At 66.1% G+C, this 22,721-nt stretch carries 24 protein-coding genes; 8 read left to right on the forward strand and 16 right to left on the reverse strand.

What is annotated here, in order from left to right:
- Positions 1 to 138: 138 nt before the first annotated feature.
- The 6 genes from ACN0SE_RS09980 to ACN0SE_RS10005 all read right to left on the reverse strand — a co-directional run bounded on the left by ACN0SE_RS09980 (position 139) and on the right by ACN0SE_RS10005 (position 6,867).
- A complete protein-coding gene (locus ACN0SE_RS09980) occupies positions 139 to 1,149 on the reverse strand; it encodes an NAD-dependent epimerase/dehydratase family protein (RefSeq protein WP_417524364.1) in 1,011 nt (336 codons plus the stop codon).
- 3 nt (positions 1,150 to 1,152) lie between these two features.
- Entirely contained in the window at positions 1,153 to 2,484 is a 1,332-nt protein-coding gene (locus ACN0SE_RS09985; RefSeq protein ID WP_417524365.1) for a UDP-glucose dehydrogenase family protein, read from the reverse strand.
- 89 nt (positions 2,485 to 2,573) lie between these two features.
- A complete protein-coding gene (locus ACN0SE_RS09990) occupies positions 2,574 to 2,990 on the reverse strand; it encodes a MarR family transcriptional regulator (protein ID WP_417524366.1) in 417 nt (138 codons plus the stop codon).
- Positions 2,991 to 3,605: 615 nt separating this feature from the next.
- Positions 3,606 to 4,262 (reverse strand): YggS family pyridoxal phosphate-dependent enzyme, encoded by a 657-nt coding sequence (locus tag ACN0SE_RS09995; RefSeq protein WP_417524367.1) that lies wholly within the window; start codon positions 4,260 to 4,262, stop codon positions 3,606 to 3,608.
- Entirely contained in the window at positions 4,249 to 5,682 is a 1,434-nt protein-coding gene (locus ACN0SE_RS10000) for a sulfotransferase (RefSeq protein WP_417524368.1), read from the reverse strand. The genes ACN0SE_RS09995 and ACN0SE_RS10000 overlap by 14 nt, the downstream gene beginning before the upstream one ends.
- 147 nt (positions 5,683 to 5,829) lie before the next feature.
- Positions 5,830 to 6,867, reverse strand: coding sequence for a porin (locus ACN0SE_RS10005; protein ID WP_417524369.1), 1,038 nt, complete (start codon positions 6,865 to 6,867; stop codon positions 5,830 to 5,832).
- A gap of 297 nt (positions 6,868 to 7,164) precedes the next feature.
- Here ACN0SE_RS10005 and ACN0SE_RS10010 point away from each other — a divergent pair, with 297 nt between their 5' ends.
- On the forward strand, positions 7,165 to 7,650 hold the full coding sequence (locus ACN0SE_RS10010; RefSeq protein ID WP_417524370.1) for a DUF3576 domain-containing protein: 486 nt from the start codon (positions 7,165 to 7,167) through the stop codon (positions 7,648 to 7,650).
- Between the two features lie 277 nt (positions 7,651 to 7,927).
- Here the strand turns inward: ACN0SE_RS10010 and speB are convergent, their stop codons facing one another.
- The 4 genes from speB to ACN0SE_RS10030 all read right to left on the reverse strand — a co-directional run bounded on the left by speB (position 7,928) and on the right by ACN0SE_RS10030 (position 11,630).
- On the reverse strand, positions 7,928 to 8,878 hold the full coding sequence (gene speB, locus ACN0SE_RS10015) for an agmatinase (protein WP_417524371.1): 951 nt from the start codon (positions 8,876 to 8,878) through the stop codon (positions 7,928 to 7,930).
- A gap of 1 nt (position 8,879) precedes the next feature.
- On the reverse strand, positions 8,880 to 9,752 hold the full coding sequence (locus ACN0SE_RS10020; protein ID WP_417524372.1) for an NlpC/P60 family protein: 873 nt from the start codon (positions 9,750 to 9,752) through the stop codon (positions 8,880 to 8,882).
- Positions 9,749 to 11,161, reverse strand: a complete 1,413-nt coding sequence (locus ACN0SE_RS10025) for a leucyl aminopeptidase family protein (RefSeq protein WP_417524373.1) — start codon at positions 11,159 to 11,161, stop codon at positions 9,749 to 9,751. The genes ACN0SE_RS10020 and ACN0SE_RS10025 overlap by 4 nt, the downstream gene beginning before the upstream one ends.
- A 103-nt stretch (positions 11,162 to 11,264) precedes the next feature.
- On the reverse strand, positions 11,265 to 11,630 hold the full coding sequence (locus ACN0SE_RS10030) for a hypothetical protein (protein WP_417524374.1): 366 nt from the start codon (positions 11,628 to 11,630) through the stop codon (positions 11,265 to 11,267).
- A 164-nt stretch (positions 11,631 to 11,794) separates the two neighbouring features.
- Between ACN0SE_RS10030 and ACN0SE_RS10035 the strand changes: the two genes are divergently transcribed.
- Positions 11,795 to 12,448 (forward strand): carbonic anhydrase, encoded by a 654-nt coding sequence (locus tag ACN0SE_RS10035; protein WP_417524375.1) that lies wholly within the window; start codon positions 11,795 to 11,797, stop codon positions 12,446 to 12,448.
- Positions 12,449 to 12,470: 22 nt separating this feature from the next.
- On the opposite strand, the gene ACN0SE_RS10040 is transcribed toward ACN0SE_RS10035, so the two are convergent.
- Entirely contained in the window at positions 12,471 to 12,824 is a 354-nt protein-coding gene (locus ACN0SE_RS10040; protein ID WP_417524376.1) for a hypothetical protein, read from the reverse strand.
- 181 nt (positions 12,825 to 13,005) lie between these two features.
- Here ACN0SE_RS10040 and ACN0SE_RS10045 point away from each other — a divergent pair, with 181 nt between their 5' ends.
- Positions 13,006 to 13,458 (forward strand): hypothetical protein, encoded by a 453-nt coding sequence (locus tag ACN0SE_RS10045; RefSeq protein WP_417524377.1) that lies wholly within the window; start codon positions 13,006 to 13,008, stop codon positions 13,456 to 13,458.
- A gap of 61 nt (positions 13,459 to 13,519) precedes the next feature.
- Here the strand turns inward: ACN0SE_RS10045 and ACN0SE_RS10050 are convergent, their stop codons facing one another.
- The 4 genes from ACN0SE_RS10050 to ACN0SE_RS10065 all read right to left on the reverse strand — a co-directional run bounded on the left by ACN0SE_RS10050 (position 13,520) and on the right by ACN0SE_RS10065 (position 18,452).
- Complete coding sequence (locus ACN0SE_RS10050; RefSeq protein ID WP_417524378.1) at positions 13,520 to 14,542, reverse strand: aspartate-semialdehyde dehydrogenase; 1,023 nt, start codon at positions 14,540 to 14,542, stop codon at positions 13,520 to 13,522.
- A gap of 155 nt (positions 14,543 to 14,697) precedes the next feature.
- On the reverse strand, positions 14,698 to 15,873 hold the full coding sequence (locus ACN0SE_RS10055) for an MFS transporter (protein WP_417524379.1): 1,176 nt from the start codon (positions 15,871 to 15,873) through the stop codon (positions 14,698 to 14,700).
- Positions 15,874 to 15,900: 27 nt separating this feature from the next.
- On the reverse strand, positions 15,901 to 17,091 hold the full coding sequence (locus ACN0SE_RS10060) for a TIGR03862 family flavoprotein (RefSeq protein WP_417524380.1): 1,191 nt from the start codon (positions 17,089 to 17,091) through the stop codon (positions 15,901 to 15,903).
- Positions 17,088 to 18,452, reverse strand: a complete 1,365-nt coding sequence (locus ACN0SE_RS10065; RefSeq protein ID WP_417524381.1) for a mechanosensitive ion channel family protein — start codon at positions 18,450 to 18,452, stop codon at positions 17,088 to 17,090. The genes ACN0SE_RS10060 and ACN0SE_RS10065 overlap by 4 nt, the downstream gene beginning before the upstream one ends.
- Positions 18,453 to 18,605: 153 nt before the next feature.
- Between ACN0SE_RS10065 and ACN0SE_RS10070 the strand changes: the two genes are divergently transcribed.
- The 3 genes from ACN0SE_RS10070 to ACN0SE_RS10080 all read left to right on the forward strand — a co-directional run bounded on the left by ACN0SE_RS10070 (position 18,606) and on the right by ACN0SE_RS10080 (position 20,332).
- A complete protein-coding gene (locus ACN0SE_RS10070; protein WP_417524382.1) occupies positions 18,606 to 18,908 on the forward strand; it encodes an HNH endonuclease in 303 nt (100 codons plus the stop codon).
- A 70-nt stretch (positions 18,909 to 18,978) separates the two neighbouring features.
- On the forward strand, positions 18,979 to 19,350 hold the full coding sequence (locus ACN0SE_RS10075; protein ID WP_417524383.1) for an STAS/SEC14 domain-containing protein: 372 nt from the start codon (positions 18,979 to 18,981) through the stop codon (positions 19,348 to 19,350).
- Between the two features lie 136 nt (positions 19,351 to 19,486).
- On the forward strand, positions 19,487 to 20,332 hold the full coding sequence (locus tag ACN0SE_RS10080) for a neutral zinc metallopeptidase (protein ID WP_417524384.1): 846 nt from the start codon (positions 19,487 to 19,489) through the stop codon (positions 20,330 to 20,332).
- 59 nt (positions 20,333 to 20,391) lie between these two features.
- Here ACN0SE_RS10080 and ACN0SE_RS10085 read toward each other — a convergent pair whose 3' ends face one another.
- Entirely contained in the window at positions 20,392 to 21,093 is a 702-nt protein-coding gene (locus ACN0SE_RS10085) for a GntR family transcriptional regulator (protein ID WP_417524385.1), read from the reverse strand.
- A gap of 142 nt (positions 21,094 to 21,235) precedes the next feature.
- On the opposite strand from ACN0SE_RS10085, the gene ACN0SE_RS10090 reads away from it, so the two are divergent.
- Together ACN0SE_RS10090 and ACN0SE_RS10095 are read left to right on the forward strand one after the other, a co-directional pair.
- Positions 21,236 to 21,526, forward strand: a complete 291-nt coding sequence (locus ACN0SE_RS10090) for a UxaA family hydrolase (protein ID WP_417524386.1) — start codon at positions 21,236 to 21,238, stop codon at positions 21,524 to 21,526.
- Positions 21,527 to 21,558: 32 nt separating this feature from the next.
- A complete protein-coding gene (locus ACN0SE_RS10095) occupies positions 21,559 to 22,719 on the forward strand; it encodes a UxaA family hydrolase (RefSeq protein ID WP_417524387.1) in 1,161 nt (386 codons plus the stop codon).
- Positions 22,720 to 22,721: the final 2 nt, after the last annotated feature.

Here is a 22,721-nt window from a genome sequence, read left to right on the forward strand (position 1 = left end):
AGTCGCGTCCCGGACTTGATCCGGGACCTCAACGTCAACCTGGAGGCCCCGGATCAAGTCCGGGGCGCGGAGTGCCAGATGGTTGATCCAGCGCTTCACGTCCAAGACGGCGCCACGCGAGACCTGCCCACAGCCGCATCAGACGCCGTAATACTCCCGGTACCAGGCGACAAACTTTGCCACACCGGTCGCCACGTCGGTCTGCGGCCGATGCCCGGTCAGCGACTGCAACAGCGAAGCATCCGCCCAGGTTGCCGGAACATCGCCCGGCTGCATCTCCATGAAGTTCTTCTGCGCCTCCCGACCGATAGCCTCCTCGATCGCCTCGATGAAGGACAGAAGCTGCACCGGCTCGGAATTGCCGATGTTGACCACCCGGAAGGGCGCCACCGGCGACAGGCTGTCGCCTTCGGGCACATGGCCGTCCTCGGGCCGCTCCGGCACCGCGTCGATCAGCAGGCGGATGCCGTGCACCAGATCGTCGATATAGGTGAAGTCGCGGCGCATGTCGCCGTGGTTATAGACGTCGATCGGGTCGCCGTTCAGGATCGCTTTGGTGAACTTGAAATGCGCCATGTCCGGGCGGCCCCAAGGGCCGTAGACGGTAAAGAACCGGAACATGGTGATCGGCAGATCATAGAGATGGGCGTAGGAGTGCCCCATCGTCTCAGTTGCCTTCTTAGTGGCGGCGTAGAAGGACATCTGCGTGTCCGCCTTACGCGTCTCCGCATAGGGCATATGGGTATTGGCGCCGTAGACCGAGGAGGTCGAGGCCATCAACAGATGATCCACTGGGGTCGCCCGCACCGCCTCGAGCAGCCGGAAGGTGCCCATCAGGTTAGAATTCACGTAGCTTTCGGGATGGTCGATGGAATAGCGCACCCCGGCCTGCGCGGCGAGATGCACGATGACATCCGGTTGCTCGGCCGCGACCCGCGCCTGCAGCACACCTTCGGTCTCGATCCGTTCCTTGACGGAGCGGAATCCAGGTGTCTGCAGCAGCATCGCGTGCCGTCGTTCCTTGAGCGTGACCTCGTAGTAATCGGTCATCGCGTCGAGGCCCACCACCTCGTAGCCGTCCGCCAGAAGCCGCTGACAAAGGTGGAAGCCGATGAAGCCGGCCGAGCCGGTGACCAGAGCCTTGGGCATGTCTCAGCCCGCCTTAGCGCTGGCTTCGCGGCCGCGGCCGATCGAGGTGTAGTCGGTGAAACCGGCGCCCTTCGCGACCTCTTCGGAGTAGATGTTGCGCAGGTCGGCCATCCGCGGCGTCACCATGTTGCCGGCGATGCGTTCGAGGTCCAGCGCGCGGAACTCGTTCCACTCGGTCAGGATCACCACAACGTCGGCCTTGTCGGCGGCCTCGTAGGCATCGGCGCACCAGGTCACGCCCGGCAGCAGCGCCTCGCCCTCGTGGCGGCCCTGCGGATCGGTGACGCGCACCTTGGCCCCGCCCCCCACCAGCGCCGGCACGATGGTCAGTGAGGGCGCGTCGCGCATGTCGTCGGTGTTGGGTTTGAAAGTCACGCCGAGCACCGCCACCGTCTTGCCGTTGAAGCTGCCGTCGCAGAGATCGCGCAACTTCTCGACCATGCGGCGCTTGACCTCTTCGTTGATCTGGATGACCGCCTCGGTGATCTGCATCGGGCTGGCGTGTTCCTGGCCGATCCGGGCCAGCGCCTTGGTGTCCTTGGGAAAGCACGAGCCACCATAGCCGGGGCCGGCATGCAGGAACTTGTTGCCGATGCGGCCGTCGAGACCCATGCCCTTGGACACCTGCTTCACATCCGCGCCGACCTTTTCGCAGAGCGCGGCGATCTCGTTGATGAAGGTGATCTTGGTCGCGAGAAAGGCATTGGCAGCGTATTTGATCATCTCGGCCGACTCGAGGTCGGTGGTGACGATCGGGAAGTCGCGCAGGAAGAGCGGCCTGTAGATCTCGTTCATGACCTGCGCCGCGCGCTCGGTCTGGACGCCGACGACCACGCGGTCGGGCTTCATGAAATCGTCGATTGCCGCGCCTTCGCGCAGGAACTCGGGGTTCGAGGCAACGTCGAAGTCGAGATCGGGATTGGCTGCCTTCATCTCCTGCGCCACCTTGCGGTTGGTGCCCACCGGCACCGTCGACTTGGTGACGACGACGACGTAGCCCTTGGCGGTTTCGGCAATCTCGCGCGCTGCGGCCATCACGTAGGTCAGGTCGGCATGGCCGTCACCGCGGCGGGTGGGCGTGCCGACGGCGATGAAGACCGCCTCTGCGCCCTCGAGCGCCTCGGCCAGATCGAGGGTAAAGGACAGCCGGCCAGCATCGACATTGCGGTTCATCAGGCTTTCGAGACCTGGCTCGTAGATCGGCACCTTGCCGGCCTTGAGCATCTCGATCTTGCGCGGATCCTTGTCGACGCAGACCACCTCATGGCCGAAATCCGAGAAACAGACGCCGGACACGAGGCCCACGTAACCGGTGCCGAGCATTGCGATCTTCATGAAAACCTCCAGTCTTAATGAAGTCGTTCTGCGGCAGCGGGGTCAGCGATGCAAGACCTAACCGCGCGCCGGGGCGCGGGTCGGTTGCGTCACATGTGGATGATGTCGTCGAGAATGGCGACCAGCTGCCTGACCTTGTCCTCGCCCAGAGTGGCGGCAACCTCGGCCGAGATCTCGCGCGCCTTGGGCGCATTCCTGACAAGCACCTCGTGGCCGGCCGGGGTGATCGCCACGATCTGGCGGCGCCGGTCCTCGGGGTTGGTGCGGCGGCTGACATAGCCCTTTTCGCAGAGGTTCTGGACGATCCGGGTCTGGCTGGGCATCAGCAGGCTGGAGCGTTCGGCCAGCTTGGTTGCATCCTGGGGGCCGAATTCCTCGAGCACGCGCATGATGCGCCATTGCTGTTCCGTCAGCCCGGTCACCTGCAGCGCCTCGCGGATCGGCACCATCAGCCGTTCCCGCGCGCGCATCAGGGCGATGGGCAGGGATTGGTCGGTCGGGGGCAAATCGACGGGGGGTAAATCTGCTGCGTTTTGCATCATCTGACTTCTTTTTCTTCGAACCGTACCATCGGATCATAAAAATGAGCCCGAAGGTACCGTTTTTGCTTCCGTTGGCTGCCAGAGGGTAAACAGCAAGGACCTGTGGCCTTGACGCAACCACCTGCAGCGTCACGAGGGACGTTCAGGCACACCGGATCCGGAATTCCCGACCGATTAGCGAAATAACCGGCGGTGTGACAGACCGGGGCGGCGGGTTTTGCCCGAACCGCGACACATTGCCATCATCCGACCGGTTGCAGGGCAACGATATGATGCGAATCAAAGCGGTTCGGAAATATCGGGTCCGGTCGCCTTCTGCGGACCGGATGGCGGACGATCGCTCCCCCGATCGCCCGCCGACGGTTCCGTTCCGTGAGTGATGGACCCATTCGGGCCCGAAACGTCCGCCAGGTTCCTGACCGCCCCCGTGTCTCACCGGGATCGCAGTGCGGCAGAAGCCCCCATGCACAAGGTGTCGCATGGTCGGAACAGTAAATGGAGTGATCCACTTGGATGGCCATATGCCCATAAGGATAGGTGTCCTATACTTTCGTATAGATCACCCGGTCCGGAGGGTCCTCAGGCCGGTGTCGGACGCTCGCCGAAGATCGCCGATCCGACGCGGACATGGGTGGCGCCCAGGGCAATCGCCTCTTCGAAATCGCCGGACATGCCCATCGACAACCCGGTCAGCCCGTTGCGGGCGGCGAACTTGGCCAGCAGGGCGAAATGCAGGCTCGGGGTCTCGTCGACCGGCGGGATGCACATCAGCCCGTGCACCGGCAGATCGAGCGCCCGGCAGTCGCTGATGAAGCCGTCGACATCATCGGGCAGAACGCCGGCCTTCTGCGGCTCTTCGCCGGTGTTGACCTGAACGAAGAGGTCCGGGCAGTGCCCCAGCTCCTGCGCCAGCCGCGCGAGGGTCTGCGCCAGCTTGGGGCGGTCGACGGAATGGATCGCCTGGGCCAGCTCCATCGCCTGCCGCGCCTTGTTGGTCTGCAGCGGGCCAATAATGTGCAATTCGATGCCCTCATAGCGCTCGCGGAAGCCCGGCCATTTGCCGGCAGCCTCCTGCACCCGGTTCTCGCCAAAGACCCTGTGGCCCTGATCGAGGACCGCCGCGACGCGGTCATCGGGCTGCTTCTTGGACACGGCGATCAGCTGCGTTGTTCCGGTCTCGCGCCCCGCTGCGGCCTCGGCCTTGTGCATCCGGTCGATGATCTCACTCAGTCCCACTGCTGCTGTCCCATGCTTCGATAAAAGGTTGCATTTCCCTCTCGTAGCGCCGCCATGCGCCGCCAGAGCTCTTGTAGACCGGCCGACGCACCTGCGCGATGCTCAATGTCTTGACCGTGCCGCCCTGCTTGTAGAACTCGAGGCACTGCGGCTGCCACGGCAGGTTCAGCCCTTCGACCAGCGCCTGCGCCTGCGCCTCCGGCGCGGCGATCAGGTCGTCGTAGCTGACCTCCTGCACCGGCACATGCTCTTTCCAGAAGGCGACGATGCGCTCGAACGACCGGATGTAGCGGGCGATATCGGCGAGGTCGTTGGAATAGCGATGCGTCCCGCCGGCAAAGTGGTTCTTGTAGATCGACAGGGCGATGTCGCGCGGATCGCGCTTGACCACCACCAGCCCGGCGCGCGGCATGGCGGCGTGCAGATGCCCGAGGATCAGGTGGTTCTGGATCGACTTGTCGGTGATCCTCAACTCGGGCTGCGCCACCCGGGCGCGCGCCTGCGCCGCGTAGCGGGTGGCGAAGTCCGTCAGCGTCTCGGACGTCATCCCGGCCAGCGGCGCCATCTGCGGCGGCGTGCCGAACAGGCCATAGGCCAGGCGCAGCCCGATCGCCAGTTCGCCGCCGGCGGTGACGGCGTCATGCGCGCCAAGGATCTGCTCGAACAGCGTGGTGCCGGACCGCGCCATCCCGGTGACGATGATCGGCGCGAAATCGGTCTCGGCAGGCGGCGGCAGGCGGTCAGAGGCGCGCATGATCCCCGCCACCTCGGCGTCGCGCGCCGCGGGATCATAGGGATAGGCCTTGCGCTGCAGACGGTTGGCGATGGTCAGATAGCCGAACACCTTGTCATGGGCGCCGGTCTCTTCCATCGCCTTGGCCAGGGCAAAGCCCAAATGGATGCGGCCGGCCTCGCTCATCCTGGGATGGGTGAAGAGCTGTTGCATCTTGCGGATCAGCGGGTCGCCCTTGGTCAGACGTTTGCTGCCCAGCCACATGCGGTAGAGCTCGCCACTGTCTGGCGCGCGGCGCAGTGCCTTGCGAAAGGCCGTGTCGGCGGCCTCGAACTCGCCCAGTTGCTGCAGGTAGAGCGCCTTGTCGGCGAGCGGCTTGGGATGGCCCGGTGCCAGCTTGATCAGCGCATCATGGCTGGCCAGCGCGGCGGCGCTGTCGCCGCAGAGCGCCTGCACCTCGGCAAGGGCCTGCAGGATGGTGGGCTCCTTGGGGCGCAAGGCGCTGGCCTGCTCCAGCAGGTCACGTGCCGTCTCAAGCGCGCCCTGGGCGCGGGCGATGCGGCCGAGGTGGAACAGCGGTTCGGCGGCCTGGGGCTGGGCCCGGTGCACGTCGCGAAACAGCGCCTCGGCGGCCCCGAGATCGCCGGCGGCCAGACGCTCCTGCGCGGCACGAAACGTGCGGGCCAACTGGTCTTTCGTCAGGGGCGCCATGATCCTCTCGCCATTGCCATGCCGTTTGCTAGCACCGGCCGCAGGGAAAGAAAACGCGGGCGCAAAAGAAAAGAGCGGGCCAGATGGCCCGCTCTTCCCTAAGTCCGAAGACTGGCGTCGTTCTTAGAACGACATTGCCAGACCGAGCGAGAACGAGTCGCGGTTCAGGTCTTTGGTGTTGGTCGCCGAAACTGCGAGGTCGTTGACGGTGCTGTGACCGTAACCTGCTTTGGCCGACAGGCCGCCGCCGAGGTCGTAGGACGCTGCGATGCCGAAGCCCGACGCGGTTGCGTCGCCATCGTCGTCAGCGAACACACCGTAGTTCACGCCAACTGCCAGAGCGTTCATCTCGTAGCCGAGACCGATTGCGCTGTGGCTGGACTCGGTGCCGTCGATGTCCATACGGGTGTGGTTGACACCCATTTTCAGGCCGTTGGCCAGGGTCGCGTCAACCGACACACCGGTCAGCTTCTGGTCCACGCTGCCGACGGGGGGGACGGCCGCGGCATTTGACCTGGTTTCACCAGCTTGGTGACCGATGCCGAAGCCCACGGAAACGCCGGAGAACTCACCGGAGTAACGAACACCAACACCCCAGACGGGTTTGTCGGAACCGCGGTCGTCGATTTCGGTCGACAGCGATGCGGTCAGGCCGGAGAAGGCATAGTCGAAGCGAGCGATCTGACCGTCCTGGGTGCCGTCGAAGCCGGCGTTGCCCGAGAAACCAGCGTGCGCGGTTTCGTCGTCGTTGATCGAGCCGGCCGCCAGGTTGACTTCCTGCATGACTTTGTCGAATGCGCCGTCGGTGTCGCCCATGGTCAGGGTCGCGCCGCCTGCGGAGACGAAGATGGTCTCGCCGCCTTGGGTGGTGTTGCCGAATGCGCCGTTTTCGTCCAGATCAACGGTTGCACCGAAGGTCAGGCCGTTGTCGGCGGTGCCGGACATTGCGAAGCTGACGTCCACGTCGGTGTGGAACTGGGGCTCCATCTCGGTTTCGCTCCAGAAGCCAGCGCCGTTCTGAGTGAGCGTGTTGCCACCGATGACACCCATCTCGGCCCAGCCGGTGATGTTGACGGTGCCGGGGCCGGAACCCGTGACTTCTGCCGAAGCGAAGGTTGCGGTTGCGACCAGTGCGGTGGTTGCAAACAGAATGTTTTTCATTGTTTCCCTCATGTGTCTTGTGCACGTACCAAACCGGTCGCCCGGCCTTGATGAGCCTCTCTTGCACCCTCAGGCCCTACCGATGCAAGCGCGTGCCGAAACTGTGGCGGCAACAAGGCCATGAGTGATGCGCTTTTGTCACAAGAAATCCCGCCCCGGGCGATGGCCCTGATACCGAGGTCATCCCGAGCGGCAAGATCGCCGGATTGGGTTTGCGAATGAGGATCTTGTCGTCTTTGGCCCCGGCTTGTATTGAGGGGCCTGACGTCACCGAAACCTATCGGCCAGGAGCGCTTGATGACCGCCACTTCCCCAAAAGCCGCGATTCTCCTGGCTGCCGCCCTGCTTGTCCTGACGGCTTGTGGGGCACGGTTCAGCCCCGGGCAGGACCCCGACGAGGTTCTGAACCAGGAAATCTACGGTGACCGGGGCGCGCCGCGCTCGACGCTGTGGGATTTCTTTCGCGGACCGCAGGACCGGTCGCGCGTGGGGCGCGTGAACAAGTACATCTGGAATGCCTCGCTCGAGGTGCTGGATTTTCTGCCGGTCGAGTCCGTCGATCCCTTTACCGGGGTGATCGTCACCGGCTACGGCACCCCGCCGGGCGGCGGCCGTGCCTATCGCGCCACGGTCTATGTGACCGATCCGGCGCTTGATGCCCGCTCGCTCAACCTCGCCCTGCAGACCCGCGCCGGGCCGGTCTCGGCCGAAACCGCGCGCGCCATCGAGGACGCCATCCTGACCCGGGCGCGGCAGCTGCGGGCACTGGACAAGCGGCTCTGAGCTGACGCTCGTTTCCGACAGAATCTGATTTCGCCACACCTGCACGTGTCGGCATCGTTCATTTTTCGCCACGCCTGCGCGTGTCGGCAGCTTGGATTTTCGCCACGCCTGCGCGTGTCGACGGGCCGGGGGCTGCGCCCCCGGTTTTTGTGCGCCGGCCAGAGGTTGCGCTTGGGGGGAGGGTCGGACCGGGGGCCTTGCCCCCGGACCCCCAGCGGTATTTGGAAAGAGAAGAAGAGGGGGCGGAGCGCGGGGCGTTCGGGGTCGGAGCCCGGGGTCAGGCGGTCATGATGCAGAGCAGTTCGAACATGATCGAGACGCCGAGCCAGGCGGTGGCGCCGCTGGCGTCGAAGGGTGGCGAGACCTCGACCAGGTCGGCGCCAACGACGTCGAGCCCGGCGAGGCCGCGGACCACCTGAAGGGCCTGGAAGGAATTCGGGCCGCCGACCTCCGGCGTGCCGGTGCCGGGGGCGAAGGCCGGGTCGACGAAATCGATGTCGTAGCTGACGTAGACCGGGGCCTCGCCGACGATCTCGCAGGCCTCGGCCATGACATCGGTGACGCCGCGGGCGAAGAATTCCTCGATCGGGATGACGCGGACGCCCACCGCCTTGGCAAAATCGCGGTCCTCGAAATCATAGGCGGTGCCGCGGATGCCGATCTGCACCACCCGGGTGGGATCGAGCAGCTCTTCCTCGATGGCGCGGCGGAACGGCGTGCCATGGGTGTACATCGTTCCGCCGAAATAGCTGTGGAAGAGGTCGGTATGGGCGTCGAAATGCACCATGCCCAACGGGCCATCCTCGGCCAGGGCGCGCAGCACCGGCAGCGAGGTCAGGTGATCGCCACCGGCCGTCAGTGGGCGAATGCCGGCGGGTGCCAGCCGCTGGTAGAAGGCGGTGATCCGGTCGAGGCTGTCGTCGATATCGGCCGGATTGATGCCGACATCACCGAGATCGGCGCAATTGGCGGCCTCGAAGGGACGGCGGCGGGTGGCGGCATTCTCGGCGCGGATCATCGTCGAGGCGTCGCGCAGCTGGCGCGGCCCGTGGCGCGGGCCCGGCCGGTTGGTGGTGCCGCTGTCCCAGGGCACGCCGATCAGCCCGATGTCGACCTCGTCGAACCGCGGATGGCCCGGCGGGACCACCGGCAGGCGCATGAAGCTCGGCACACCGGCAAAGCGCGGCAGCTCCATGCCGGAGACGGGGGTGAAGAAATCCTGTGTCATCTCAGGGCCTTTCCAGTCGGGCGCGGCGGGTGACCGGGCCGCCGCCCTGGCGTGCGATCCGGGTGATGGCGGCGGTCAGCGGCTCATGCGCCACCGCCATGTGATGTGCGTTGGCATGCAGCAGGAGGTCGGGGCCGGCGACCCAGCCGACGTGGCCTTTCCAGAACAGCAGGTCGCCGCGTTGCAGCGGCGTCTCCTCTGCCAGGGTCTCGCCCAGCGCCGCCTCCTGCAGGTCTGAATCGCCGGGGCAGGGAATGCCGCAGGCGAGGCAGCCGGCCTCGACCAGACCGGAGCAATCGATGCCGGAGGCGGAATTGCCGCCCCAGAGGTAAGGCGTGCCGAGCAGGCGCTCGGCGACGGCGACCGGGTCGGGCTCTCGCGCCGCCAGTGGCGTCAGGTGGGCGCTGGGCACCCAGACCCAGGCCGGGTCGCTCTCGGCACCGGCGAACATGGCGATTTCGGTCCAGTCGCCGCTCGCGCCGCGCACGGTGACCAGCGATCCGTGCGACAGCAGCGAGACCTCGTTGCGCGCCTTCAGCTCCGGCGCCGTCTTGGAATAGGTCAGCCGCGCTGCGACCCTGTGCGTAGGAGCAGGCCTGCCCCGGGCCAGGAAGATCGTGTCGACATGGCCGACATAGCCGTTGTGCTCGCAGTAGCCAAAGGCCATGCGGCCGCGCAGGTCGAGTACCCGGAAGCTCTGGCCCAGCAGCAGCTCGCGCTCGCGTCTCAGCCCCTCGGCATCGCTCACCACTGCCTTGCCGGCGATCACCTGCCAGCTTTCGCCCTCGGTAAAGCGCTCGGCCGCGACCTGCCCCGCAAGCGAGGCATGGGCCACGCGGCCGTTGGATTTCAGCACCCTGGGGTCGCTGATCATTCGGCAGGCTCCAGGCCCAGGAGATCGGGCAGCGCCTCGAGGATGGCGCGGGCGCCCATGCCGACCCCACCCTTGGGGCGGGCGGGTTTCGCCTCGGGCTGCCAGCCGTAGATGTCGAAATGCGCGTAGCGCGTCTCCTCGCCCACGAAGCGGCGCAGGAACAGCGCAGCGGTGATCGAGCCGGCAAAACCGCCCTTGGGCGCATTGTCGAGATCGGCGATCCCGGGCTCGATCATCGTCTCGTAGGGGTCCCAGAAGGGCATGCGCCAGAGCGGGTCCTGGGCGCGCTCGCCGCCGGCCTCCAACGCCGCGGCGGTGGTGTCATCGGCATAGAAAGGCGCAAGATCGGGGCCGACGGCCACCCGCGCCGCGCCGGTCAGCGTCGCCATCGAGATCACGAGGTCGCTCTCCTCCTCGCAGGCCAAGGCCAGCGCATCGGCCAGCACCAGCCGGCCCTCGGCGTCGGTGTTGTTGATCTCGATCGTCAGCCCCTTGCGCGAGGTCAGGATGTCGCCGGGGCGAAAGGCGCCGGCGGAGACCGAGTTCTCGACCGCGGGGATCAGAACCCGCAGTTGCAGCGGCAGCTCCAGCGCCATGATCATCTGCGCCAGGCCCAGGACCGTGGCCGCGCCGCCCATGTCCTTTTTCATCAGGCCCATCGAGGCGCCGGGCTTGAGGTTGAGCCCGCCGGTGTCAAAACAGACACCCTTGCCGACCAGCGTCACCCTGGGGCCGGTGTCGCCCCAGCGCATGTCGATCAGCCGGGGCGGACAGTCAGAGGCGCGGCCGACCGCATGGATCAGCGGGAAGTTCTCGGCCAGAAGCTCGGTGCCGGCGATCACCGCGCAGCTGGCGCCATGGTCATTGGCCAGCGCGGCTGCGGCGGCCTGAAGGCCATCGGGCGTCATGTCATTGGCGGGCGTGTTGATCAGGTCGCGGGTCAGGGCCTCGCCGGCGGCGATGGCCTCGATCCTTGCGGTATCGACGCCTTCGGGGGCCACGAGGCGGACCTCTTTGGCGGGTTTTTCCTTGTAGCGATCAAAGCTGTAGCCGGCGAGCAGCCAGCCGAGAAGCTCGGCCTCGATATCCGCCGGATCCTCCGGCAGACCACTTTCGATCTGATAGGTGCCGGCGGGCAGGCTCTGGGCCACGGCAGCAAGCGCAAAGCGGCCGCGGACGCGGTCTTTGGCCGAGCCGACGCCGCCAAGCGCGGCCTCTGGCGTGCCATCCTCGCCGGGAAAGAGCAGCACCTGGCCCGGGCCGGCGGTAAAGCCGTTGGCCTCGGCCCAGCCGCGTGCGCCCGGCTCTTGCGCCAGGCGCCAGGCGTCAAAGGCCTCGGCGGTGAGAAGGGCAAGCGGGATCGAGACCGCGTCGGGCGCGGCGAAGGTCAGCGAATTGTCCTGCGACATGGCGGGGTACTCCGGCGAATGGGTTTCGCCGCAGCCTATCCTGCCCGTTCGCACCTGCAAGAGCAGAGGTGCCTTTGCGTCGCGTCGCCCGGCCCTGCCCGGCCTAGATCATGAATTCCTGCAGGTCCCAGATCGCGGTGAGCGAGCCATCGCCGGTGCGCGCCAGCCGCGACAGCGTGGCGGCCATCGCCACCGCATCGTTCTGGTCGATGCAGGTGCAGACATCGCGCGCCACCTCTGACAGGGCGATCATGCCGATCTGATCGGCGATCTTCGCCAGAGAGCGCAGACATTTGCGCATCTCTGCCAGGTCGCCGCGCTTGTGCAGCTTGTTGGCATAGGACATGCGCACCGCGATCTCTTCGAGCGCGCGGCAGACCACATCCTCGGCGCCGACGTCGCCCATGCGTTGATAAAGTTCCTCGATCCGTCGCTGATCGAGCCTGACACCTTCTCGGTATGCGAGCATTTGTACCTGTTCCACGGTTCCCACCATTCCTCACGCCCCCACGGCTGGGACCATCATGGCGTCAAATCATTTGCGAAACCTTGAGGCAGTTGCATTATTTCGCTCGAATTCGCGGCAGTTCGCGCGTATTACCCTGCGGCAGAATGACTGACGGGAGACCGCCGATGGAACATGCGAAAAGCCTGCCGAAGTACCTGGTGCAACGCTACCAGGGATGGAAAGCCACCGATTACGCCGAAAACGCCGCCTGGTACCGCCGACTGGCAACCGAGGGGCAGCGGCCCCGCGCCATGGTGATTTCCTGCTGTGACAGCCGGGTTCATGTGACCTCGATCTTCGGGGCGGACACCGGCGAATTCTTCATTCACCGCAATATCGCCAACCTGGTGCCGCCCTATGCGCCCGACGGCGCCAACCACGGCACCTCGGCGGCGGTGGAATATGCCGTCACCGCGCTCAAGGTCGCGCATCTGATCGTGCTGGGACATTCGCAATGTGGCGGGGTGCAGGGCTGCATCGACATGTGCAACGGCAAGGCGCCGGAACTGGAGAAACCCAATTCCTTTGTCGGGCGCTGGATGGACATCCTTCGTCCCGGATACGAGTCGGTGAAGTCGGCGCCCGAGGGCGAGGAGCAGTCGCGCGCGCTGGAGAAACGGTCGGTGGTGATCTCGCTCGAGAACCTGATGACCTTCCCCTTCGTCGAAGAGCGCGTCAAGACCGGTGAGCTGTCGCTGCACGGGCTCTGGACCGGCATCGGCGAGGGCGCGCTCGAGGAATACAACCCGGCATCGGACCAGTTCCGCCCGGTGGGCTGACCCGCAAGAGGCGCGGGCCGGATCAGGCGAGAATGACGCCCCGGCCCATGCCATCGCGCGAGGCCAGAACCTTGGCGCGACCGAGCCGCTGGCTCAGCGCCCGCAGCGGATGACCGAGGAACTTGCACGAGCAGATCCGCTCGCCGCTGTTTCGGTCGGTCAGCACCAGACGCCCCTGATAGAAGCCGAGGCCGAAGCCCTTGCTTGCCAGCTTGCGGCGCAGATTGGCCCAGCTTGTTGCCTGTTGGAACACCGGCGCGAGCATCGCGCGCAGCAGAACACCGGTTTCGCAATCGAGCCGATTGCTACTCTCGGACCCGCGCCAGCGCACCTCTGAGGGGCTGGCCTTGGCGGGGATTTCTATGTGTTTCATCATACTCATTACCTCCTACCCAATTAGCCTGCGACTCGAATGTGGCAACACCGTGACGAATGTTTTCACATATTGTGCAAAGCGGCTCTCGAAGCACAGATTGTTTCGCATGCGTGAATATTGAGTGAAGAAGGTGAGCGTTTACCGGGGGTTAACCCTCGGTGGGCACTCTGGGCGCATGGAGATGCACAGGATCACGATGAAGCTGCAGGAGCCGCTGCTGCGGGCTGCCGAGACGCTGGCAAAGCAGCGCGATGTCAGCGTCGGACAGGTGGTGCGCGATGCGCTGGCGGCCGAGCTGAAACGCAACACCCGCCCCGCGAGGACGTCCGCCAGGACGGAGGAGCAGCTCCTCGCGCCCTTGCGGTCGCTCCTCGCCGCCGATCTGGGACAGGCGCGGGGCTGGACCGATCTGCAGGCACGATTGCGGGCCAAGGGATATGTGCTGAGAGAGGCCGGCGGCGGCCTGGCGCTGCATGATTTTCCGCAAGGGCGCAGGCTCTGCAAGGCCTCGGAGTTGGGCCACAGCTACGCCAGCCTGATGCGCCGCTTCAACGCGCCCTTCCCCGGCCATTCGCATGACCATCTGGTGGTGCGGCACCTCGGCCGTTCGGATGATCTGATCGAGCCGTTCTGAGCCAGCCAAACGAAAAAGGGCCGCACTCGGCGGCCCCTCCAATCCAGTCTGTCAAAGGCGATCAGCCCTTCTTCAGCACCCGGTTGCCCAGGGTTTCGGCGATCTGAACCGCGTTCAGCGCCGCGCCCTTGCGCAGGTTGTCAGACACGCACCACAGGTTCAGACCGTTGTCGATGGTGCTGTCCTGACGGATGCGGCTGATGAAGGTGGCGTAATCGCCGACGCATTCGATCGGCGTCACGTAGCCGCCGTCCTCGCGCTTGTCGATCACCATGATGCCCGGCGCCTCGCGCAGGATGTCGCGCGCTTCGTCCTCGTCGAGGTGCTCCTCGAACTCGATGTTCAGCGACTCGGAGTGGCCGACAAAGACCGGCACCCGCACGCAGGTCGCGGTGACCTTGATCGAGGGGCCGACGATCTTCTTGGTCTCGGCGACCATCTTCCATTCTTCCTTGGTCGAGCCGTCCTCGAGGAAGACGTCGATGTGGGGAATGACGTTGAAGGCGATCTGCTTGGTGTAGACTTTGCGCTCGTAGTTGTCGGTCGGGTTGTAGACCGCCTTGGTCTGGTCCCAGAGCTCGTCGATGGCTTCCTTGCCCGAGCCCGACACCGACTGGTAGGTCGAGACCACGACGCGCTTGATCTTCGCGCGGTCGTGCAGCGGCTTGAGCGCCACCACCATCTGCGCGGTCGAGCAGTTGGGGTTGGCGATGATGTTCTTCTTGGAATAGCCCTCGATCGCCTCGGGGTTCACCTCGGGCACGATCAGCGGCACGTCCGGGTCGTAGCGATAGAGCGAGGAGTTGTCGATGACAACGCAGCCGGCGGCGGCGGCGATCGGCGCGTATTTCTTGGTCGCGTCGGACCCGATGGCAAAGAGCGCCATGTCCCATCCGGAGAAGTCAAAGCCCTCGATGTCCTTGGTCGTGAGCGTCTTGTCGCCAAAGCTCACCTCGGTGCCCAGCGACCGGCGCGAAGCCAGCACTGCGATTTCGTCGACCGGGAAGCCCCGTTCGGCGAGGATGTTGAGCATTTCGCGGCCCACGTTGCCCGTGGCACCTGCGACGACGATACGATAACCCATCGGTTCCTTTTCCTTCGTCTCAATGTGAATGGGGCGCCTGATACAGGGTTGCGCCGATTTATGAAAGGGGCATTCGCCGAGGCTTCCGGGCAGGCCCGGCGCGGCGCGACCGGGCCCGGGGGCCGGGGCCGCGCCCAAGGTGCCTGCAAGGTGCCTTAGTCCAGCCGGTCGCGGCTGAAGAGGTAGGGGATCATCCCGACCAGGGTGATCAGCGCAAAGATGGCAAAGACCGGCGCATAGCTGGCCTCGACCGGGCCGCTGGTGGCCGCGGCCTCCTGAACCCGCCCGGTGACCACCTGGAAGATGCCCACGCCGGCGATGCCGAAGAGGTTCATCAGCGTCACTCCGCGGCCGGTCAGATGGGCCGGCGCATAGCTGCGGCCATGGGCCAGGATCATCGGAAAGGTCATGCCGAAGAAGCCCACTATGCAGAACAGCGCAATCGCCGCGGTCACGCCGGAGACCGGCCAGAGCCAGAGCGCGGTGCAGCCTAGCACCACCAGCGCATTGCCCGGCAGGATCACCCATTTGCGGGTACCGAGCCAGCGGTCGAGCGGGCCATAGGCGAAGGTGCCGGCAATCATCGCCACGCCCATCGCCAGCGTCGCCAGCCCGACCGCATTGGGTGTCAGCCCGTGCACGTCGCGCAGGTAGGGCCCGATCCACACCGCCCGCAGCCCGCCGGCGGCGGCATAGTTGACGAACATCATTGGAAAGATCAGCCAGAGCGCCGGCAGTCGCAGCAGGTCGAGCACCGAGCCACGCTGTGTTGTCTCGGCGGCCGGCGGATCGCGCACCACGAGGAAGATGCCGAGCGCGATCACCGCTGTCGCCGCGGCCAGCGTCCAGAGCGTCTCGCGCCAGCCGATGGCCTCGACCAGCAGGGTCAGCGGCAGGGTGCCGGCAAGGTTGCCCAGCGTGCCGACGCCCAGCACCGTGGCCGCCAGCGAGGCAAAGATCGCCGGGCGGTAGGTGCGCGCGAAGATGTAGTAGGAGGCCATGAGCACCGGCGAACAGCCGAGCCCGATCAGCCCCATGGCGAAGGTCACATGCGCCGGGGTCTGCGCCAGCGCAAAGGCCGCCGCACCGCCCGCGCCGCCGATGGCAAAGAGCACCGCCGAAGTGCGGCGCGGCCCGATCCGGTCAAGCGCCGCGCCCACGGGGATCTGCATCAGCGCAAAGACCAGGAACCAGGTGCCAGAGGCGGTGGCAAGATCATCGGGGCGCGCGCCGATGTCACGCTCGAGCACCTCGGCCAGAACAGCGAGGAACGAGCGAAAGAACTGGCTGAACACATAGCCCAGCGTCAGCAGGATCAAACCGGCGTTCATGAGACCTCCTTAGAAAACGGCCTTGGATTACACAGGCCGTCCGGCAAGGCAAGCCGCCGCGTGATGTCCGGCCCAAGCACCGGTGGCAAGACAGGCGGTCAGCAGGTAGCCACCGGTGGGCGCCTCCCAGTCAAGCATCTCGCCGGCGGCGAAAACACCTGGCCGGGCCTTCAGTTCGAGCCCCTCGGTCAGCGCCTCGAAAGGCAGGCCGCCGGCGGTGGAGATGGCCTCGTCCATCGGGCGCGGGCCGGCGTGGCGGATGGGCAGCGCCTTGATCAGTTGCGCCAGCGCCTGCGGGTCGCTGGGCAGCGGCTGGCCGAACTCCAGCAGAAGCGCTTGTTGTACCGGGTCGAGCCGCGCCTGCTTGCGCCGGAAGTTCGCCGCCGACATCTTGCCGCGCGGTTTGGCGAGGCGTCGGGCCAGAGTCGCAAGAGCGGTGTCGGGGGCCAGATCGACGGTCAGCGCCGCGCCATCGCGCACCGCCGCCGAGATCGCATAGATGCCGCCGCCTTCGAGGCCGCGCTCGGAAATCACCGCCTCGCCGCGGCTGATCGTGTCGCCGGCGTGCCAGGCGACACCTTTGATGGGCTGGCCGAAGCGCGCGGCCATATGCGGCGACCAAGGCACTTCAAATCCCATGTTGACGGGCTTGAACGGGGCCAGCGGAACGCCCTCGGCACTCAGGATATCGGCCCAGGCCCCGTCGGAGCCCAGCCGCGCCCAGCTGGCGCCGCCCAGCGCCAGAACGGTGACCCCTGCCGTGACCCGCTGCGCGCCCTCCAGCGTGGCGAAGACCGCCGCCTTGCCGTCCCAGCCTTGCCAACGCCAGCGGGTGCGGCGCGTCACGCCGAGCCCGTCGAGCCGCGCCAACCAGGCGCGCAGCAGGGGCGAGGCCTTCATCGCCTTAGGAAAGACCCGGCCGGTGGGGCCGGTGAACAGCGGCTGGCCCAGCTCTTCGGCCCAGCCCTGCACCGCATCAGGCCCCAGCGCATCCAGCATCGGGCGCAGCGCCTCAGCGCGGGCGCCATACGCCGCGAGGAAAGCCTCGGGCGCTTCCGCCTTGGTCAGGTTCAGCCCTGATTTCCCGGCCATCAGGAACTTGCGCGCGGGCGAAGGCTTGGCCTCGGCCAAGAGCACCTCGTGCCCCGCCTGCCCCAGCACCTCGGCCGCCATCAGCCCGGCCGGGCCGCCGCCGATCACCAGTGCCGCGACCTTCATGCCCCGGCTGCAGAGGGCGCAACACCCTGCCCCGCCAGAGCCGCCGCATCGGCCTTGAGTTCGACCACGCGGTGCGGATAGGGGATCTCGATGCCGTTGTCCTTGAGCGCGTTCCAGATCAGGAAGAGCACGTCCGAGGTGAACTTGTTGGGCCCGTCGTCCAGCCCGTTGACCCAGAATTCCACCGCGAAATCAACGCCCGACTCGCCGAAACCCCGCAGCTCGCAATCCGGCGGATAGGGCGCGTCGAGCACCCGGGGATGCGTGCTGACCGCCGCCTCGATGATCGCCGGCACGCGATTGATGTCGGTGTCATAGCTCACCGAGAACGGCGCCTCGAAGCGGTTGGCGCTGCCCTGGTCGGAGTAGTTGACCACGCGGGTGACGATGAAATCCTCGTTCGGCACCACGATCCAGCGGCCATCGAAGCTTTCCAGAATGGCGGCGCGAGCGGTCATCTTGATGATCGTTCCGGCCTCGCCGCCGTCCAGTTCGACGTAATCGCCCACCGTGGCCTGACCCTCGAGCAGCAGAATCACCCCCGAGATGAAGTTCGAGGCGATCTTCTGCAGGCCGAAGCCGATGCCCACGCCCAGCGCCCCGGTCAGCACCGCCAGCGTGCTCAGATCGATCCCCATGATGTTCATGAAAACCAGAAAGGCCACGCCGAAGATGGCGATTTCCGCCGCCTTTTCCGCCAGTTGCCGGGTGGCAGGGCGCATGTCCTCGTTCTTGTGGATCAGCGCGGCGGATTGATCCTTGGACCAGCGGCCCATCCAGAAGATGATGCCGCCGACGATGATGAACTGGATGAGCGACAACACCGAGAACGACAGGTTGCCCAAGGGCACGATGGTCTCGGCCAGCCGCAGCTGCACCAGGTCGAGCACGCCCAGCACATAGAGCCCGGCCACCGGCACGAGGACGAACTTGCCCAGCATCTTGAACAGCGGATCGGTGATGATGTCGCGCACCAGGATGCGCACCGCGAGAAACAGGAACAACCGCTTGCCCAGGGCGATCACCGCGCCGCTGTCGAATATCGAGCGCACCACCGCCTCGCCCGCGCCGGTGAAGGCATAGGCCAGCACCGGCAGCAGCAGCGGCAGGAACTGGCGCAGGAAGTGCCGCGCCTTTGACAGAAGTCCCAGATGTCCCTCCGGCGGGGTCAGCCATCGGGTCAGCACCGGCTGCAGCTTGCGATTGACCAGCTTGGCGATGAACCACGCCAGCAGCAACAGGCCGAACTGCGACCAGGCCTCAGGGCTCAGCAGCCAGCCCTTGGCCAGGTCCCAGCCCTGCAGCCCGTAGCCCCAGGCCTGCTGCACAATCTCCGGCTGGCCGGCGAGATCGAAGTCCATTCCCGTCCCCACATCGCTTTAGCGTTCCCACCCTGATGCCGCGATGTGACGCGCGAGGCAAGGTTTCCGACCCCGGCGATTTCCCCGCAAACCCGCGCCATAGCGCCTCCGGGGGGCTGTTCCCCGCCCCGCTTGCCGCTAGATTTGGGGGCGATGACCGACGCATCCGCCCCGCTCTGCCCGCTGTGTGGCCGCCCGATCCCCAAGGGCGCCAGGCAGTCGCTGCATCACCTGACCCCCAAGCTCAAGGGCGGCAAGCACGGGCCGACGGTGCTCTTGCATCAGATCTGCCACAACGAGATCCATGCCACCCTGACCGAGGCCGAGCTGGCGCGCGACTTCAACACGCCCGAGGCGCTGCGCGCCCATCCAAGGCTCGCGCGGTTCATCCGCTGGGTCGCCAAACGCCCGCCGGAGTTCCATGCCCGCAGCGCCGGCGGGCGGCGCAAACGTTGATCCAGGTCAGGGCGCGCGGCGCGGGCCCGGGGCAGACTGGCCCCGCAGACCGACAGGAGGAGCGTCGCAGATGAGCATCACCTATATCGAGATCCCCGACAGGAAGCGGGTGGAATTCGCCGTCGGCGGCCATATCAGCAAGGCCGATTACCAGCGCATCGTCACGCCGATGGAGGCCTTCATCGAGACCCACGGCACCGTGCAGATGATCGAGGTGGTCGACAGCTTTTCCGGCTTTGATCCGGCGATCCTGCTGCCGGGGATCTCCTTAGACATCAAGGCGATCCCGCATATCAGCCATATCGCCGTGGTCACCGACATCGGCTGGATCAGCCCGATCGCCAGGGCCGTCGGCGCGCTGCTGCCGACCCGTCTGAGGGTCTTTCCGCGCGACGGGCTCGAGGATGCCCGCGCCTGGCTCGACGAGGTGCGCGCAGCGTGAGCGGCACGACGCGACGGAACTTTCCCGCGCCTCACGCCGTTGTCATCCCGGATCGCGCAGGGCGGCGCGGGGCCCGGGCCCCTGCCGCAGGCCTTGTCCGGCCCCAGACCGACCACGCACAGCGAGGAGACCGCCCATGCGCCTGAGAGGCACCCGCGTCAGCCGCAACATCGAGGACCGCCGCCGCATGGGAGGTGGCGCCAAGGCTGGCGGCATCGGCGGCGTCGGCCTGCTGGTGGTGCTGGCCATCGGCTATTTCACCGGCATCGACGTCACCCCGCTGTTGCAGGGCACCGGCTTCACCGAGAGCTCCTCCAGCGCCCCGCGCGAGATCTCGCCCGAAGAAGAGCGCGCCGCGCAGTTCACCGGTCAGGTTCTGGCCACCACCGAGGATGTCTGGGCGCAGATCTTCCCCGAACAGATCGGCCGCCCCTATGAGCCGCCGGTGCTGGTGCTGTTTTCCGGCGTCACCCAGTCGCCCTGCGGCGGTGCCAGCGGCGCCACCGGCCCGTTCTACTGCCCGGCGGACGAGAAGGCCTATCTCGACACCGCCTTCTTTGCCACGCTCTCGCAGGAGCTGGGCGCCGGTGGCGATTTCGCGGCGGCCTACGTGATCGCCCACGAGGTGGCGCACCACGTTCAGAACGAACTCGGCATCCTCGGTCAGGTTCAGCAGGCGCGCCAGCAATCGAGCGAGCGCGAGGCCAATGCGCTGACCGTGCGGCTGGAGTTGCAGGCGGATTGCCTGTCGGGTGTCTGGGCGCAGGCGGTGCAAGGCAGCCTCGAGCCCGGCGATCTGGATGAAGCGCTGAATGCCGCCCGGCGGATCGGCGACGATTACCTGCAACGCCGCGCGGGTCGTGTGCCCAATCCGCATACCTTCACCCACGGCACCTCGGAACAGCGGTCCGGTTGGTTCGCCCGGGGCTACGAATCCGGCCAGGTCGCGGCCTGTGACACTTTCTCGGCCGACCGGCTGTAAGATGTGCCTTTAACCGGTACCGGCCTCTCGCCCCCCCGGCGAGGGGCCTTTTCGTGCGCCTATGACAGCGAGATGAAGTAGCCGAGGTCCTCGGTCAGGTTGATGCTGCGGCGCAACTCGACCACCCGGTCCAGCACATCGACCGCCCGCCGCTGCACCTCCATCACTGGCAGGCCGACCGCGATTCCCAGCGCCCCGGCACTGGCCTCCGAGGCTGCGATGGCGCCCAGCCGCTCGTCCGCCCGCACGATGATTACCGAATAGGCCTGCTGGTAGAAGACATAGAGCGTGTTGGGCAGCGGTTGCCGGTTCTCCAGCCCGGGGAACATCGTGGCCGAGACCACCGAGATCTCATGCGTGACCGCCCGGCCCTGAAGGCTGCGCACCCGCTCGATCTCGATCACCTTGTCCGGTGCGCCGAACAGCGCGGCGCGCTCGTCTTCGGTGGCAGCACGGGACCGCACCGCCTCCCGCTCCAGCTTCGGCTGCTCCAGCGTCTTCTCGCTTTCGCGCAGGCGAAAGAAGTTGAACAGCGAGGTTTCCGGCGTCCGGACGGTGACGAAGGTCCCCCGCCCCTGCGCCCGTTGCACCAACCCGCGCTGCTCCAACTCGATCAGCGCCTTGCGCGCCGTGCCCTGGCTGACCCCCAGCTCGGCGCCCAGCTGGGTCTCGCTCGGCAGCATCGCCCCGGAGGGCAGAACGCCCGAGGCGATTCGCTCGACGATGGTGTCGATTACAGTTTGATACAGTGGTCTTGCCATTCACCAGCCTCCCCGAACCGCGAAGATAGACCATCCGGCTCGGGATGTCTTGCGCAAGTTTTCTATAATATATCTTGTATAAGAATTCTTATACATGTTACGAGTCCCTCACCACACCCCGGGTAAGAGGAGACCCTTTCCAATGGCTGAAATTCCCCACCTGCTGGTCCACGAGCATGACGACAACGTCGGCGTCGTCGTGGTCGAAGGGCTGACCGCCGGCACCGACATGCTGGTCTGCGTCACCCACGACAATTCCACCTTTCGCCTGACGTCCGAAGCCGATGTGCCGATCGGTCACAAGGTCGCGCTCAAGGACCTCAAGGACGGCGACACCGCGATCAAATACGGCGAGGACATCGGCAAGATCATCGCCGACATCCCCAAGGGCGCGCATGTCCACACCCACAACTGCAAAACGAAGCGTTGGTAAGGAGCCCCCAGATGGCATCGAAGTATTCAAACATGACCGTCCAGGCCTACCGTCGTGAAAACGGCCGGGTCGGGGTCCGCAACCACGTGGTCATCCTGCCGGTCGACGACATCTCCAACGCCGCCTGCGAGGCGGTGGCCAACAACGTCAAGGGCACGCTGGCGATCCCGCATGCCTATGGCCGGCTGCAGTTCGGCGAAGACCTCGACCTGCACTTCCGCACCATGATCGGCACCGGCGCCAACCCCAACGTGCATTCGGTGGTGGTGATCGGCATCGAGCCCGGCTGGACCAAACGCATCGCCGACGGCATCCGCGCCACCGGCAAGGAAGTGGCCGAGTTCTCGATCGAACAGAAGGGCGATTTCGAGACCATCCGCGCCGCCAGCTGGGCCGCCAAGGACTTTGTCCACAAGGCGACCGAGGTGCAGCGCGAGGAATGTTCGATCTCCGAGCTCTGGGTTTCGACCAAATGCGGCGAGAGCGACACCACCACCGGTCTGGGTTCCTGCCCCACCGTCGGCAACATGTACGACAAGCTGCTGCCCGAAGGCATCACCGGCTTCTTCGGCGAAACCTCGGAAATCACCGGCGCCGAGCACATCTGCCAGAAACGCGCGATCAACGAAGAGGTCGGCGAGCGCTGGTACAAGATGTGGAAGGCCTATCAGGACGACGTGATCTTTGCCCATCAGACCGATGACCTGTCCGACAGCCAGCCCACTAAGGGCAATATCGAGGGCGGCTTGACCACCATCGAGGAAAAGGCGCTCGGCAACCTCGAAAAGATCGGCCGCACCTCGCAGTTCATCGACATTCTCGAACCGGCCGAGGCGCCGCAGTCGGGCAATGGTCTCTACTTCATGGACAGCTCGTCTGCAGCCGCCGAATGCGTGACCCTGATGGCCGCCGGCGGCGCGGTAATCCACACCTTCCCGACCGGTCAGGGCAACGTGGTCGGCAACCCGATCGTGCCGGTCATCAAGATCACCGCCAACCCGCGCACCGTGCGCACCATGAGCGAGCACGTCGACGTCGACGTCTCGGGCATCCTGCGCCGTGAACAGACCATCGACGAGGCCGGCGACGCGCTGATCGAGATGATCCGCCGCACCGCCAACGGCCGCAACACCGCCGCCGAGGCGCTGGGCCACCGCGAGTTCTCGATGACCAAGCTCTATCGCAGCGCGTGATC

Source organism: Marinovum sp. (genome assembly GCF_048263515.1).
Taxonomy (GTDB): Bacteria; Pseudomonadota; Alphaproteobacteria; order Rhodobacterales; family Rhodobacteraceae; genus Marinovum.